This window comes from Frateuria sp. YIM B11624, assembly GCF_049727805.1.
Classification (GTDB): Bacteria; Pseudomonadota; Gammaproteobacteria; order Xanthomonadales; family Rhodanobacteraceae; genus Frateuria_A.
In genome coordinates, this window is sequence record NZ_JBCNYA010000021.1 from 34,018 (window position 1) to 48,486 (window position 14,469).

General features: G+C 69.8%; 11 protein-coding genes and 1 pseudogene. 8 read left to right on the forward strand and 4 right to left on the reverse strand.

Annotated elements, in window-relative coordinates; genetic code table 11:
- The first annotated feature begins 59 nt into the window (after window positions 1-59).
- The 5 genes from AAIL17_RS11915 (at window position 60) to AAIL17_RS11935 (ending at window position 3,387) form a co-directional block, all read left to right on the forward strand.
- Window positions 60-500: a PA2169 family four-helix-bundle protein gene (locus AAIL17_RS11915; RefSeq protein ID WP_424683062.1), complete on the forward strand. Its 441-nt coding sequence runs from the start codon at window positions 60-62 to the stop codon at window positions 498-500.
- Window positions 501-545: 45 nt separating this feature from the next.
- Complete coding sequence (locus AAIL17_RS11920) at window positions 546-1,118, forward strand: DUF924 family protein (protein WP_424683063.1); 573 nt, start codon at window positions 546-548, stop codon at window positions 1,116-1,118.
- Between the two features lie 49 nt (window positions 1,119-1,167).
- Window positions 1,168-1,455, forward strand: a complete 288-nt coding sequence (locus AAIL17_RS11925; protein WP_424683064.1) for a hypothetical protein — start codon at window positions 1,168-1,170, stop codon at window positions 1,453-1,455.
- Window positions 1,456-1,559: 104 nt separating this feature from the next.
- Complete coding sequence (locus AAIL17_RS11930) at window positions 1,560-2,375, forward strand: DUF2884 family protein (protein ID WP_424683065.1); 816 nt, start codon at window positions 1,560-1,562, stop codon at window positions 2,373-2,375.
- Between the two features lie 169 nt (window positions 2,376-2,544).
- Window positions 2,545-3,387 carry a mechanosensitive ion channel family protein gene (locus AAIL17_RS11935; protein ID WP_424683066.1) on the forward strand — a complete coding sequence of 281 codons (843 nt, stop codon included), beginning with the start codon at window positions 2,545-2,547 and terminating at the stop codon, window positions 3,385-3,387.
- 98 nt (window positions 3,388-3,485) lie between these two features.
- Here the strand turns inward: AAIL17_RS11935 and AAIL17_RS11940 are convergent, their stop codons facing one another.
- Complete coding sequence (locus AAIL17_RS11940) at window positions 3,486-7,073, reverse strand: ABC transporter permease/M1 family aminopeptidase (RefSeq protein WP_424683090.1); 3,588 nt, start codon at window positions 7,071-7,073, stop codon at window positions 3,486-3,488.
- A gap of 415 nt (window positions 7,074-7,488) precedes the next feature.
- Window positions 7,489-7,962 (reverse strand): annotated as a pseudogene (locus tag AAIL17_RS11945) (ATP-binding cassette domain-containing protein); the annotation flags it as partial.
- A gap of 225 nt (window positions 7,963-8,187) precedes the next feature.
- Between AAIL17_RS11945 and aceF the strand changes: the two are divergent.
- From aceF to AAIL17_RS11960, 3 genes are read left to right on the forward strand one after another with little or no spacing between them, the layout of a single operon-like run.
- The gene (gene aceF, locus AAIL17_RS11950) at window positions 8,188-9,984 is read left to right on the forward strand and encodes a dihydrolipoyllysine-residue acetyltransferase (protein ID WP_424683067.1); all 1,797 of its coding nucleotides are present in this window, start codon (window positions 8,188-8,190) and stop codon (window positions 9,982-9,984) included.
- A gap of 13 nt (window positions 9,985-9,997) precedes the next feature.
- On the forward strand, window positions 9,998-11,839 hold the full coding sequence (gene lpdA, locus AAIL17_RS11955) for a dihydrolipoyl dehydrogenase (protein ID WP_424683068.1): 1,842 nt from the start codon (window positions 9,998-10,000) through the stop codon (window positions 11,837-11,839).
- Window positions 11,840-11,897: 58 nt separating this feature from the next.
- Window positions 11,898-12,572, forward strand: a complete 675-nt coding sequence (locus AAIL17_RS11960) for a DUF6624 domain-containing protein (protein WP_424683091.1) — start codon at window positions 11,898-11,900, stop codon at window positions 12,570-12,572.
- Between the two features lie 48 nt (window positions 12,573-12,620).
- On the opposite strand, the gene AAIL17_RS11965 is transcribed toward AAIL17_RS11960, so the two are convergent.
- Both AAIL17_RS11965 and dinB read right to left on the reverse strand, forming a co-directional pair.
- Window positions 12,621-13,295 (reverse strand): hypothetical protein, encoded by a 675-nt coding sequence (locus AAIL17_RS11965; protein ID WP_424683069.1) that lies wholly within the window; start codon window positions 13,293-13,295, stop codon window positions 12,621-12,623.
- 22 nt (window positions 13,296-13,317) lie between these two features.
- Window positions 13,318-14,409, reverse strand: a complete 1,092-nt coding sequence (gene dinB, locus AAIL17_RS11970) for a DNA polymerase IV (RefSeq protein WP_424683070.1) — start codon at window positions 14,407-14,409, stop codon at window positions 13,318-13,320.
- Between the last annotated feature and the right edge of the window lie 60 nt (window positions 14,410-14,469).

Sequence of the window (14,469 nt, forward strand, 5' to 3'; positions counted from 1 at the left end):
GCTAAGTGCGGGAGCCCGACCATGGGCACACCGCTTCGATTCCTCGAGGAAACGCCCACGTGGCGCCACGCCCGCAAACGCTGTTCAACGCGCTGATCCGCCGCGGCATCGACCTGCGTGCGATGTACCGCGACGCCTCCACGCAGGCCAACGAGCCCGGCCTGCGCGTGGTGCTGGGCGAGAACGCGGGCGCGCTGGACCAGGTCATCGCCGACCTGCAGCGCCAGGTCAGCCAGCTGGGTGGCACGCCGGCGCGGCGCGGGCGCCTGGGTGGCGTGGCGCGGCGCCAGTTGATCGAGTGGCTGCTGCCGGAAACGCCCCACCGCGACGTCGCCTGGATCGCCCGGCTGGCGCACGGCGAGGCGGCGCTGGTGCACGCCTTCGAGCAGGGCCTGCAGCGCGCCACGCCCGACGCCGCGCTCGTGCTCCGCCGCCAGCTGCCGCGGCTGCAGGGCATCCACCTGGACATGCACAGCCTGGCCCGTGCCCGACGCTGCTAAGCTCGACGCGCCCTGGGGCCCCGAGGCCTCCGTGGGGGAACGGCCATGATCGCAAGCGCGCAGGAAGTCCTTCAGTTCTGGTTTGCCGACGAGAACGCGGTGCGCTGGTTCGTGCGCGACCCCGGGTTCGACCAGGTCATCCGCGAGCGTTTCAGCGACACCCTGGAGGCCGCCGCCGTCGACGCGCTCGACAGCTGGACCGTCACGCCGCACGGCTGGCTGGCGCTGCTGATCGTGCTCGACCAGTTCAGCCGCAACATCTACCGCGGCGAGGCGCGTGCCTTCGAGCAGGACACCAAGGCGCAGGCACTGGTGCTGGAGGGGCTGGAGCGCCGCGACGACGAGGCGCTCGCGCCGCTGGAGCGCGTGTTCGCCTACCTGCCGCTGGAGCATGCCGAGGATCTCGGCTTGCAGTGGCGTTCGGTGACGCTGTTCCGCGCGCTTTCCCTACAGGCGTCGCCGCAGGGGCGCGGGCAATATGAGGGCTTCCTCGACTACGCGCGCCGGCACTGCGAAGTGGTCGCGCGCTACGGCCGCTTCCCGCACCGCAACGCGGCGCTCGGCCGGCCCAGCTCGCCGGACGAACTGGCCTACCTGGCCGAAGGCGGCGGCTTCTAGCCGGCGCATCCGCCGCGCGTCGTCGATTCCATCCTTGGGAGGGAACGACATGCGCAGGATCCTCATCGCCAGCCTCTGGCTGCTGGCTTGCACCGCCTCCGCTTCGGACACGCTGCGCGTCGGCAGCCGCCTGCTGGTGGCCGGCGACAGCGCCGCGCAGGTGCGCGAGCTGCTCGGCCGGCCCGACCGCGTGACGCACCATCGCAGCCGCCGCCACGGCCGCGGCGTGGCCGTGCTGGCGCCGGCCAGCGAAAGCTGGCTCTACCGCCGCGACGGCAGCGAGATCACCGTGACGCTGGTCGACGGGGAGGTGGCCGGGATCGAGCAGCGCCCGTGAGTGCAGCGCGGCCATGACCGATGGCACGGCATGACGCCTGGCCCATGCCGGCGCGTATGGGCCGCGGGAAGCTGGTGCCGTACCCGTCGACCCTGGAGACGACCATGCGCCCGCTGATCCTCGCCCTCGCACTTGCCGCCGGCATGACGCTGGGCGCGCAGGCCCAGGCGCACGGCCTGCACGTGAACGACCAGAAGTGCAACTTCGGCACCGACTATGACGTGCTGGTCAAGCCCGACGGCATCACCTTCGAGCGCCAGGACGGCACGCCGGGCAGCGTTTTCATGCACGACGGCGCGCTGCGCATCGACGGCCGCGACGTTGCCGTGTCCGCCGGCGACGCCAAGCGCCTGCGCGAGTACGAGAGCCAGGTACGCAGCCTGCTGCCCGAGGTCGCCTCGATCGCGCGCGAAGGCGTGGATATCGGCTTCGACGCGCTCGCCACGGTGGTGGCCAGCTTCGCCGACGATCCGGCCGAACGCAGCCGGCTCGTCGCCGAACTCAACCAGCAGCACCGGCAGGCGCTGGCCGAGGTCGACAGCGGCCTGGGCCATGGCGTGTGGCGCCAGCACAGCATGCAGGACCTGATGGAGAACCAGGTCGGCGGCGCCGTTTCGACCCTGGTCGGCACGGTCACCGCCAAGGCGGTCAAGGCCGCGCTGAGCGGCGATGAAAGCCAGGTCGCCGCGCTGGAAGCGCGCGCCGATTCGCTCGACAAGAGCATCGACAAGGAAGTGGACGCGCGCGCCGACAAGCTGGGCGAACGCGCCGAAGCGCTGTGCCCGCGCATGCAGCGGCTCGACGAGCTGCAGCAGGCGTTCGAGTTCCGCCTGAAGGACGGCGCGCGCCTGGCGCTGGTCGACCACCAGGCCCAGGATCACCAAGAGGCTTCCGCCAAGACGAAGCCCGAGGACCGCTAGCCGCCCCCACGGCTCGCGGTCCGGCCGCTCTCCCATATCGACCACCTACGAAGCGGCCATGCGCCGCGCCGGCTTCCCCCAGACCGGCGCGGTGTTTTTTTTGCGTGGGCGCCGGGAATCACCGCGGTTCTGCTAGGTTTGCAGGTCGGTTCGTACACGGAGTGCCCCGATGCCCGACCTGCTCACCCGGATCCATTTCTCCGAGAACGCCACGCGGCTCGGCATCAACGTGCTGGTCGCGCTGCTGATCCTGTTGATCGGCACATGGCTGGCCGCGCGCATCGCCAACCTCACGCAGCGCGCGATGCACCGCGCAAGCGTGGACGCCACGCTGGTCGGCTTCCTGCGCAACCTGATCTACGGCGTGCTGGTGGCGGTACTGGTGGTCACCGCGCTGATCACCGCCGGCGTACCTTCCGCGCCACTGGTGGCGGCCCTGGGCGCCAGTGGCCTGGCGATCGGGTTGGCCCTGCAGGGTTCGCTCAGCAACCTGGCCTGGGGCGTGCTGCTGATCGTGTTCCGGCCGTTCCGCGCCGGCGACTTCATCCATGCCGGCGGCGTCGACGGCACGGTGGAGACGGTCAACCTGATGTACACGCTGTTGGTGCTGCCGGACAACCGCGAGGCGATCGTGCCGAATGCGAAGATCGGCGGCGATGCGATCATCAATGCCAACCGCCGCGGCACGCGCCGCTTCGAGCTGAAGATCGGCATCGGCTACAAGGACGACATCGGCCAGGCGATCGCGGAGATCGAGAAGCTGTTCGCGGCGGATGTGCGCATCCTGAAGGAGCCGCCGGCCACCGTGGTGACCGGCACGCTGGGCGAAAGCGCGGTCGAGCTGATCGTCCGCGCATGGACGCGCAGCGAGGACCTCTGGGGCGCCCAGACCGAGTTGCTGCGCAAGATCAAGGAGCGCTTCGCCGACGTGGGCATCAGCATCCCCTTCCCGCAGCGCGAGCTCACCGTGGTGCAGGGCGCGCTGCCGGACGGGACCCGCCAGGTGGGCTGACGCCCAACAGCCGCCGCCGATCGACCGGCGCTGCTTCGGCCACGCCCAAAGGGACGCCCGCCGCGAGCGAGCGGGTTCCCTGGCAAGGCTGAACGCTGCTACTGCACCACCACCGGCCGCCGGTTGTCGCCCGACACACGATCGATCAGCTCGTTGAACGGGTCGATGCCCGCCTCGGCCGGCGTGCCGTCCACCGTCACGGTGATGGTGCTGTCGCCCGCCGGCAGCAGGCGCTTCTCCAGGTACAGCGGCTTGCCGTCGCGGCCCTTGCCCGGCGAGGCAGCGAACACGCCGATCTCGATCGGCACGTCCGGCGTGGCGGACGTCTCCCTGCCGGTGCCGTCGACATGCACCTTGCCCGCGTGCACCTTCATCGTCACCTCGTAGCGGCCGCCCGGCAGCCTTTTCGCGGTGGCATCGTTTATGCGGTTGTCGAACAGCGTGATCTTCCAGAACAGGTCGTCCAGCAGGCCCTTCCACTTCGGATCGAGACCTTCGCTGAGCGTGTCCATGAAATCCTGCGAGGTCGGGTAGGGCGGCCCGCGGAACCGCCAGGCGAGCAGGAACTGTTTCAGCAGCCGGTCGAAGGTGTCCTCGCCGACGTAGTCCTGCAGCGCGTAGAACACCAGCGAGCCCTTGTTGTAGTGGATGTACTGCTGGTTCTCGACCTTCGCCAGCGGCTCCTCGGCCACTTTTTCGGTGGCGCGGCTCATCAGGTACTTGTCCAGCTCGTACTTGAGGAACTTGCGCATCTGGTCGGCGCCGTACTTGTGCTTCATGACCATCAGCGCCGAGTACTGGGCGAGCGACTCGCTCAACATGGTCGAGCCCTGCATGTGCGCGCCGATCACCTGGTGCGCCCACCACTGGTGCGCCACCTCGTGCGCGGTGACGTAGTACACGTAGTCGATCTTCGAAGGATCGCGCAGGTCGGCGATGAAGCCGAGCGATTCGGAGTAGGGGATCGTGTTGGCGAACGACTGCGCGAAGGTTGCGTAGTTGGGGAACTCCAGGATGCGCAACTGGCGGTACTGGTAGGGCGTGTAGTGGGCCTGGTAGTAGGCCAGCGCATCCTTGCTCGCCTGGATCATGCGGTCCACGTTCCAGGCGTGCTCGGGGTTGTAGTAGACCTCGATGGCGATGCCCTCGAAGCTGTCCTTCTTCACCGCGTAGCGCGCCGACAGCCAGGCGAAGAAATCCAGCATCGGGCGGTCGGCGGTGTAGGTGAAGTAGCGCCGGCCGTTGGCGGTCCAGGTTTTCGTCAGATATCCCGGCGCCAGCGCGATCTGGTCGGCGGCGGTGGAGACGGTGGTGCTGAAGTCGATCCAGTCGGCGTCGTTGCTGACGTAGTTGTCGCCCAGCGCGGTCTTGTCGCCCAGCTTGGGCATGCGTGGCACGTCAGGCGGCAGGCCGTACTTGCGCCGGTCGCTGCGGTCGGTGAGCTGCACGTCGCTCTGGTAGCCGAAGCGCGGCAGCACCTGGCTGTTGAAGAACGTGCCGTTGCCGGCCAGGAACTGCCCGCTCGGCTCGTTGGTGAAGCCACGCTGGGCGTACTCGAGGTCGAAATCGAACGCCATCGAGGCGCCTGGCGCGAGCGGGGCCTTGAGCCGGTAGATGGCGTAACCCAGCCGCTTGTCGTCGTTGACCGTGTCGTGCGGCGCGAAGGAGAGCGACTTGACGGTGAAATGCGTATCGAAGTTCACGTGCAGCGCGTCGATCGGCCTGGCCGTCCGGTTGACCAGCGTGTAGTGCCCGCGGATCGCGAGCCGATGCTGGTAGGGATAGATGTCCACGTCGGTCTTCACCGCGCTGATGCGCGGCTGCGCCAGATCCTTGTACTTCGCGTAGGCCTTCTCGTAGTCGGCGCGCTTGCGCGTGGCCTGCTCGCTGCTCTCGTAGTGGTTGAGCACGTTGGTGTTGTAGAAGATCCAGGCGCCGCTCAGCACGAAGCCGGCCAGCGCCACGCCCAACGCGATGGCCGCCGGCCGCCGCAGCCGCGCGCGCGCCTCGTGCAGGCGCTCGCGCCAGGACTGGCCGGTGCCGCGCACGTTGAACAGCGCGGCCACCACCAGCAGCGCCGCCGCGGCGAAGCCCCAGTACAGGTCGAACCACAGCGCGCCAGCCAGGTAGCGGCCGAAGCCGTTCATGTCCGAATACGGCACCGACGAGGCGTGGCCGTAGATGAACAGGTTGTGCTCCCAGTGCAGCAGCGGGAAACCGATCAGCGAGACGACCAGCCACACGATGCCCAGCAGGTAGCCCATGAACTTGCTGCCGGCCAGCGTCTGGAACAGCAGCATGAGCACCGCCAGCAGCACGAACGGCGCCGCGTCCAGCCCCAGCGTCGCCAGGTACAGGCCGAGCTCCAGCCGCGTGTAGCCGTGGCCGAGCTGCCAGCCGATGCCGACCAGGTCGCCGATCAGAAGGTACACCAGCACCACCGCGACCAGCGCCAGCAGGCGCGCGGTGAGCGGCAGCCAGTCCGGCAGCGGGAAAGCGTCGACCACCTCGGCGGTGTGCCGGTCGCGCTCGCGCCAGACCAGCTCGCCGGCGTAGAAGGTCACGATGATCGCCAGCAGCCAGTGGAAGCTGCCCTGCACCGTGGTGATCACCGAGTGCGTGACCGGATAGGTCGCGGTGCCGTAGATCTCGCCCGAGAAGGCCAGCGCGAACAGCAGGTTGACCAGCCCGAACACCAGCATCACCAGGAACGGCACGCCGCGCAGCACCTGGCCCAGGTCGAACGCCAGCAGGGCGCGCAGTTGCGTCAGGCGGGCGCGCCGGTCGTGCGCCAGCTCCACCGGTGGCAGAACGATGCGCGCTGCGCCGGCTGCCGGCCGCAGCAGCGGCGGTTCCGCGCGCGGCTTGCGCCGCGGCAGTTGCAGGCCCTCGCGGTTGGTGCGAAACAGCGCGAACGCCGCGCCGGCCAGCAGCACCGACACGCCCAGCCAGAGCAGCCGGTTCCACAGCAGCAGGCCTTCCAGCGGCGGCAGGCGGCGGTTGAGCTCGTCGGCCGACCAGTAGCGCGTGACGATGCCGAGCGTGCGGTGGCCGAACGGATCGAGCATCGCCGCAATGACGTGGTGGTTGACGTCGCGGGTGAGCAGGCCCGAGAGCGACAGCAGCACGATGAAGGCGATGATGCCGATGTAGGTGGCCAGCAGCGAACGGGTCACCGTGGCCAGCAGGAACAGCAGCGAGGCCGCGAACAGCATGTCGGGCAGCACGATCACGCCGAACGCCCAGCCGTAGCCGCGCCAGTCGGCGGGGCCCAGCCGCGCCGGGTCGATCCACGGCATCGCCCCGCCCAGCGCCACGCCCAGCATCACCGTCAGCATCACCGCCACGGTCGCGGCGTAGCCGGCCGCCAGCCGTCCGCCCAGGTAGGCGCCGCGGCCGACTGGCGTGGCGAACATCAGCTCGGCGGTGTTGTGGTCGAAGTCGCGCAGCGCCGCACCAGCGACGAACACGCCGCCGGCCAGCAGGCCGACGATGGTGAACTGGTTGACCAGCCGCACGATCACCATCGGCGCGTTGCGCAGCACGTTGCCGCTGGCGCCGCCGATCATCACCGCATCCGTGCTGGCGACCGCGAAGGCCAGCGCGCCGAAGGTCAGCGCGAGGATCCAGAACAGCGGCGCGCGCCACTGCTGGCGCCACTCGAAACGGAAGATCTCTCCCAGCATGGCGTCAGGCCGCCCGCGCCGTGGCCTGCGCGCGCAGGCGGCCGAAGTAGACGTCCTCCAGGTCTGGCGCCACCGGTTCGAAGCCGGGCTCCGGCAGCGCGTCGGCCAGCACGTGCAGCAGCGTGCGGCCGCCGGCCAGGCGGGTGGAGAGGATGGTCATGCGGGCGCGGTAGTTGTCCAGCTCCGCCTTGTCGATCGAGCGGCGCCACACGCGCCCGTCCAGGCTGCGGATCGCCTCGCGCGGCTCGCCGGTGAGCAGCACCTGGCCCTGGCCGATGATCGCCATGCGCGGGCACAGGTCGGTCACGTCGGCGACGATGTGGGTGGACAGGATCACCACCACCTTTTCGCCGATCTCCGCCAGCAGGTTCAAAAAGCGGTTGCGCTCCTCCGGATCCAGGCCCGCGGTGGGTTCGTCGACGATCACCAGCTTCGGGCTGCCGATCAGCGCCTGGGCGATGCCGAAGCGCTGGCGCATGCCGCCGGAGTAGGTGCCGAGCTTGCGCTTGCGCACGTCCCACAGGTTGACCTGGCGCAGCAGCGCCTCGGTCAGGTCGCGCCGCTCGCCGCGGGCGGTGACGCCCTTGAGCACGGCGAAGTGGTCCAGCATCGCCTCCGCGGAAACCTTCGGGTAGACGCCGAATTCCTGCGGCAGGTAGCCGAGCAGGCGGCGGGTGGCCGGCTTGTCGGCCAGCAGGTCCAGCCCGTCCAGCTCGACGCTGCCCTGGTCGGGGTCCTGCAGCGTGGCAATGGTGCGCATCAGCGAGGATTTGCCCGCCCCGTTGGGGCCCAGCAGGCCGAACATGCCCTGCGGGATGTCCAGGTCGATCCCACGCAGCGCGTGCACGCCGTTGGCGTAGGTCTTGGACAGGTGGCGGATGGTCAGCATGCGGGCTCCTCGAGCGCCGCCCCGCGCGGCGCGCCGGGACTCAGGATAGGCACCGGGGTGGGCGGGCACATCGGCACAAGGTCATGCATGCCCCGCCGCGGGCGGCAGTCCCTCGGGCCCGGGAGCGCGACGGGACGACGCGGCGGGCGGCCGTTCGCTATCATGGGAGGCCTTGCGCGGCGCCATCCCCCGGGCGCTGCGTCCCCGACATCGCAGGAGATCCCCATGGCCGACCTCAAAGAAGCACGCGTCCCCGACATCGGCGGCCACGACAACGTGCCGGTGATCGAAGTGCTGGTGAAGGCCGGCGACCGCGTGGAGAAGGAGCAGAGCCTGATCACGCTGGAGTCGGACAAGGCGACCATGGAAGTGCCCGCGCCGTTCGCCGGCGTGGTGAAGGAGGTCAAGCTCAAGGTCGGCGACGAGGTGGCCGAGGGCGCGCTGATCGCCATCCTGGAAACCGCCGGCGAAGCCGGCTCCGCGTCCCCCTCTCCCCGCCGGGGAGAGGGCAGGGGTGAGGGGCCGGCCTCGCAGCAATCGCCGGCGGCCGCGCCGCTATCCAGCCAGCAGGCCAGGGCGGCCGAGCCGCGCTCGGGCAAGGGCGCCGTCGACGAGGCCGCGCCGCAGCCGCCGCCCGCCGCGCCGCCGGCTGGTGGCGGTGGCGTGCGCGAGGCGCGTGTGCCGGACATCGGCGGGCACGACAACGTGCCGGTGATCGAGGTGCTGGTGAAGGTCGGCGATACCGTGGCCAAGGACCAGAGCCTGATCACGCTGGAATCGGACAAGGCCACCATGGAAGTGCCGGCGCCGTTCGAGGGCGTGGTGAAGGAGCTCAAGCTCAAGGTCGGCGACGAGGTGTCCGAGGGCGCGGTGATTGCGCTGATCGAAAGCGGTGCGGCGGCGCCCGCCCCGGCCGCAGCCGCGCCGTCCTCGCCCGATGCCCAATCCGCCACCGGCCTGCCGGTCAGCAGCGGCGGGCCGAAGGGCGAGGGAAAGCCCGCGCCGGTCGGCGGCCGCGGCGTGCTGCCCGGCAACGTGCCCGAGGGCGACGTGCGCCCACAGGCGCGCGCGCCGTTCGACGCGAAGATCGTGATGCCCGGCGATGCGCCCTACGCCAGCCCGGCGATCCGCGCCTTTGCACGCGAGCTGGGCGTGGACATCGCGCAGGTGAAGGGTTCCGGCCGCGGCGGGCGCATCCAGCGCGAGGACGTCTCGGCCTACGTCAAGCACGCGTTGGCTTCCGGCGCGCGCCCGGTGCAGGGCGGCGCCCCGGCCGGCGCGGTCGGCGGGCTCAGCCTGCTGCCGTGGCCGAAGGTCGACTTCGCCAAGTTCGGCCCGGTCGAGGAAAAGCCGCTCTCGCGCATCCAGAAGATTTCCGGCGCCAACCTCGCGCGCAACTGGGCGATGATCCCGCACGTCACGCAGCATGAGGACGCGGACATCACCGAGCTGGAGGCCTTCCGCAAGCAGCTCGGCGCCGAGAACAAGGATCTGAAGGTCACCCCGCTGGTGTTCCAGATCAAGGCGGTGGTCGCTGCGCTCAAGCACTTCCCGCAGTTCAACGCCTCGCTGGACGAAACCGGGGAGAAGCTGATCCTCAAGAAGTACTTCCACATCGGTATCGCGGTGGACACGCCCGACGGCCTGGTGGTGCCGGTGATCCGCGACTGCGACCAGAAGGGCCTGCTCGACCTCGCCCGCGAGCTCGGCGAAATCTCGAAGAAGGCGCGCGAGAAGAAGCTCGGCCCGGCCGAGATGTCCGGCGGCTGCTTCTCGATCTCCTCGCTGGGCGGCATCGGCGGCACCGCGTTCACGCCGATCGTCAACGCGCCGGAAGTGGCGATCCTGGGCGTGTCCAAGGCGTCCATGAAGCCGGTGTGGAACGGCAAGGAGTTCGCGCCGAGGCTGATGCTGCCGCTGTCGCTCTCCTACGACCACCGCGTGATCGACGGCGCGCTCGCCGCGCGCTTCGCCGCGTTCCTCGCCAACCAGCTCGGCGACATCCGCCGGCTGCTGCTCTGACGGAGGCGCGGCCATGGCGAACATGATCGAAGTGAAGGTCCCCGACATCGGCGGCCACGACAACGTGCCGGTGATCGAGGTGCTGGTGAAGGCCGGCGACCGCGTGGAGAAGGAACAGAGCCTGATCACGCTGGAGTCGGACAAGGCCACCATGGAGGTGCCCTCCAGCGCCGCCGGCGTGGTCAGGGACGTGAAGGTGAAGGTGGGCGACGAGGTGTCCGAAGGCGCGGTGATCCTCACGCTCGAAGCCGAGGCTTCTGCTCCCTCTCCCCCGAATGGAAACAAGGCCGGAGGAGAGGGTCGGGGTGAGGGGTCACCCTCGCCCGAAACTGGCAACGGAGCGAAGGCACAGACAGACGTTCCCGCGAGCCCCGCCCCCTCACCTCAGTCCTCTCCCCGGAGGGGAGAGGAGGCAAAACCGGCAAGCCCCAGCGGCCGCCAGCCCGACATCGAATGCAAGCTCGTCGTCCTCGGCTCCGGCCCGGGCGGCTACACCGCCGCCTTCCGCGCCGCGGACCTGGGCGTCGACACCGTGCTGGTCGAGCGCTACGCCTCCCTGGGCGGCGTCTGCCTCAACGTCGGCTGCATTCCCTCCAAGGCGCTGCTGCACGCCGCGGCGGTGATCGACGAAGCCGAGGCCATGGCGGCCCACGGCGTCAGCTTCGGCAAGCCCAAGATCGAGCTGGACAAGCTGCGGCACTTCAAGGAACAGGTGGTCGGCAAGCTCACCGGCGGCCTGGCCGGCATGGCCAGGCAGCGCAAGGTGCGTACCGTGCAAGGCACCGGCAGCTTCGTCTCGCCGCACGAGCTGGAAGTAAAGACGGCCGAGGGTACGAAGCTCGTCCGTTTCGAGCACGCGATCATCGCCGCCGGCTCGCAGGCCGTGCGCCTGCCGATGTTCCCGTGGGACGACGAGCGCGTGATGGATTCCACCGGCGCGCTGGAACTCAAGGACATTCCGAAGAAGCTGCTGGTCGTCGGCGGCGGCATCATCGGCCTGGAGATGGCCACGGTGTACGCGGGCCTGGGCAGCGAAGTGACCGTGGTCGAGTTCATGGACCAGCTCATCCCCGGCGCCGATGCCGACCTGGTCAAGCCGCTGGCCAAGCGCCTGGGGAGCAAGCTCAAGGGCGTGCACCTCAAGACGAAGGTAGTCGAGGCCAAGGCGACCAAGAAGGGCATCGAGGTCCGCTACGAAGGCGAGAGCATGCCCGAGACCACGGTGTTCGACCGCGTGCTGGTGGCGGTGGGCCGCTCGCCCAACGGCGGCAAGATCGGCGCCGACAAGGCCGGCGTGGCGGTGACCGAGCGCGGCTTCATCAACGTCGACACGCAGATGCGCACCAACGTGCCGCACATCTTCGCCATCGGCGACCTGGTCGGCCAGCCGATGCTGGCGCACAAGGCCACGCATGAGGCGCGTGTCGCGGCCGAGGTGGTGGCCGGCATGAAGAGCCATTTCGACGCCCGCGTGATCCCGTCGGTCGCCTACACCGACCCGGAGATCGCCTGGGTCGGCGTGACCGAGCGCGAGGCGAAGGAAAAGGGCCTGAAGATCGGCGTGGGCAAGTTCCCGTGGGCGGCCTCCGGCCGCGCCATCGGCATCGACCGCACCGAAGGCTTCACCAAGCTGCTGTTCGACGAGGAAACGCACCGCGTGGTCGGCGCCGGCATCGTCGGTCCGCACGCGGGCGACCTGATCTCCGAGCTGGCCCTGGCCATCGAGATGGGCGCCGAGGCGGCCGACATCGCGCTGACCATCCACCCGCACCCGACCTTGAGCGAGTCGGTGGCGATGGCGGCCGAGGTTTACGAGGGCACCATCACCGACCTGTACATCCCGAAGAAGAAGTAGCGGCGAAGGCCGCCTTCATGGAGGAAGAGGCGTGATACGAGCGGGACTCTTGCTGGCAATGCTTCTGGCGGCACCGGCGGCCCGCGCCTCCACGGCCGACGAGGACGCGGCCCTGATGAAGGCCTGCCCCGGACTGGCGGTGTGGGCGGCAGCGCATCCGCATGGCGATGGCGCCGCTGCGGCGGCGGACGCCGGCCGTGTGTTCACCCGGCCGGCGTTGCGCAGTGCGCTGACTGAGCGTGCGGCGGCGGATACCCGGGTACGCGACGCCGCGATGGCCAAGGGCAAGGCGGACCAGGCTGCGATGCAGGCGGTGCTCCAGGTCGACGCCGGCAATCTCGCCTGGCTCAAGGACGTGGTCGCGCGGCAGGGTTTTCCGACCATTGCGCAGGTAGGGGCGCAAGGCATGGCCGATGCGTGGCTGCTGGTCCAGCATGCCGATCGCGACAGCGCGTTCCAGCTCCAGATGTTGCGCACGCTAAAGGGGCGAGGCGAGGCGGCGGGCGTGCGAAAGCAGGATCTGGCGATGCTGACCGACCGCGTGTTGCTGGCCCAGGGCCAGCCGCAGCGATACGGCACGCAGTTCGAGCCTGACGCGCACGGCGCCCTGACCATGCAACCGGTCGAGGATCGGGCTGGACTGGATGCGCGCCGTGCGGCCATGGGGCTGATGCCCCTGGCGCTGTACCGTTGTGTGCTGGGAGCGTCCTACCACCTACCGGTGGCGCATTGACGGGCGGTGGGCTGCGGCCGGGCATGGCCGCCGCAGCGAGGCCGTGGATCACGCCTCGGGCGTAGTCCCGAGGGCCGCCTGCAGATGCTGCTCGAGCGTGCGCAGGTTGTCCTCGGCCTGGTCGAGCATCACCGCCATCTGGCTGACCACGTGCAGAAACTCGCGGGGCTGCACGTTGCCGGTACGCAGATCGGTCATCGTGTCGATCATGCGCGGGCCGTTCATCACCAGCGAGAGGTTCGCGCCCAGCGAGGCGATGACGTCGCGCTGGCTGGCGTAAGCCACGGAGTAGCGGCGCATGCGCGCCGGGTCCATCCAGCTTGCCGACTGGTTGGCGACCGCCACGTCCCAGGCTTCCTGCCGCAGGGTGGGCCAGCGCAGGTTGAGGTTGAAGCCGCCGGCGGCCACCAGCTCACGTATGTGCGCGGCCATCGCCGCATCGGGCTTGCCGGCCTTCAGGTCCTCCTCCAGCGCGACGCGGACGGTGGCAAGCGCCTTGGCCCGTCGCGTGTCCTGCGCAAGCGCCGAGCGCACGCCATCGAGGTTGGCGCGGATCTCTCCTTCGATCTGGGCGCTCGCTGTCTCGGCCGCGTGCCGGTGGTGCGCGTGTTCGATCCATGCCTCCAGCCCCAGCGCGGTGAGGATGCTGAGCACGATCATCAGATAGTGCTTGAGGAAATCCTTGAGCGAGTCGAGCCGGGCCTTGGGCAGTTCCAGGTGCATCGTGGAATCCTCGTGCGGTAGGTCAATCCGTGGGTGCGGTGTCGAACAGGTCGCGCTGCGCCATGAAGCCGTCGCGGTCCACGAAGCCGGCCAGTCCCACGCCGACCAGCCGGTAGCGCGTGCCCGTCGGGCGGTCCACGCGTGCGCGCAGCGCGCAGGCGAGTTCGGCCAGTTCGTGTGCGGTGCCGGGTAGGGTGGGCGGCGAGAAGCTGCGGGTGAGCGTGTGGAAGTCGGCGGTCTTGAGCTTGAGCACGACCGTGCGCGCCACCCGCCCTGCCTCGCGCTGGTGGCCGGCCCAGGTCTTCTCGGCCAGCCGGCGGATGTGCGGTTCGAGCTCGTCCAGCGTGAGGTCGTGTTCGAAGGTGTCCTCGGAGGACACCTGCAGGGTCGGCCGGTCCGGCTGCACGGCGTGTTCGTCGATACCCCAGGACAACTCGTGCAGGCGACGGCCCCATCGTCCGAAACGCTCTTCCAGTTCCGCCTGGCCCAGGCGGCGCAGGTCGGCGGCCGTGGCCACGCCTATCGCCGCGAGCTTGCCCTCCATCACCTTGCCCACGCCCGGCAGCCGACCCACCGCCAGCGGCGCCAGGAAGTCCTCGACCTGATGCGGGCGGATCACGAACAGCCCGTCGGGCTTGCGCCAGTCCGAGGCGATCTTGGCCAGGAACTTGTTGGGAGCCACGCCCGCCGAGGCGGTCAGCGCCGTTTCCTCGCGGATGGCGGTGCGGATCGCCTCGGCCGTCGCGGTGGCCGAGGCCAGGCCGCTCTTGCCTTGCGTCACGTCCAGGTAGGCCTCGTCCAGCGACAGCGGCTCGATCAGGTCCGTATGCCTGGCGAAGATCGCCCGCACCTGCCGCGACACCGCCTTGTACCGCACGAAATCCGGCGGCACGAAGATCGCCTGCGGGCACAGCCGCTCCGCGCGCACCGCGGGCATCGCCGAGCGCACGCCGAACACGCGCGCCTCGTAGCTGGCCGCGCACACCACCGAGCGCGCCCCGCGCCACGCCACCACCACCGGCTTGCCGCGCAGCGAGGGATCGTCGCGCTGTTCGACCGACGCGTAGAACGCGTCCATGTCGATGTGCAGGATCTTGCGCGGAGTGGGGGACACGATGGAAAGCCGGGATGCCTGGCCGGGGATTCTAGGCGACTGGCGCAGGCAAGCGGCAAT

Bases quoted from the DNA above. Each gene is read 5' to 3' on its own strand.
- AAIL17_RS11965 (WP_424683069.1), bottom strand. From the start codon at position 13,295: ATGCACCTGGAACTGCCCAAGGCCCGGCTCGACTCGCTCAAGGATTTC.
- aceF (WP_424683067.1), top strand. From the start codon at position 8,188: ATGGCCGACCTCAAAGAAGCACGCGTCCCCGACATCGGCGGCCACGAC.
- AAIL17_RS11940 (WP_424683090.1), bottom strand. From the start codon at position 7,073: ATGCTGGGAGAGATCTTCCGTTTCGAGTGGCGCCAGCAGTGGCGCGCG.
- AAIL17_RS11960 (WP_424683091.1), top strand. From the start codon at position 11,898: ATGCTTCTGGCGGCACCGGCGGCCCGCGCCTCCACGGCCGACGAGGAC.
- AAIL17_RS11930 (WP_424683065.1), top strand. From the start codon at position 1,560: ATGCGCCCGCTGATCCTCGCCCTCGCACTTGCCGCCGGCATGACGCTG.
- AAIL17_RS11935 (WP_424683066.1), top strand. From the start codon at position 2,545: ATGCCCGACCTGCTCACCCGGATCCATTTCTCCGAGAACGCCACGCGG.
- AAIL17_RS11920 (WP_424683063.1), top strand. From the start codon at position 546: ATGATCGCAAGCGCGCAGGAAGTCCTTCAGTTCTGGTTTGCCGACGAG.
- lpdA (WP_424683068.1), top strand. From the start codon at position 9,998: ATGGCGAACATGATCGAAGTGAAGGTCCCCGACATCGGCGGCCACGAC.
- AAIL17_RS11925 (WP_424683064.1), top strand. From the start codon at position 1,168: ATGCGCAGGATCCTCATCGCCAGCCTCTGGCTGCTGGCTTGCACCGCC.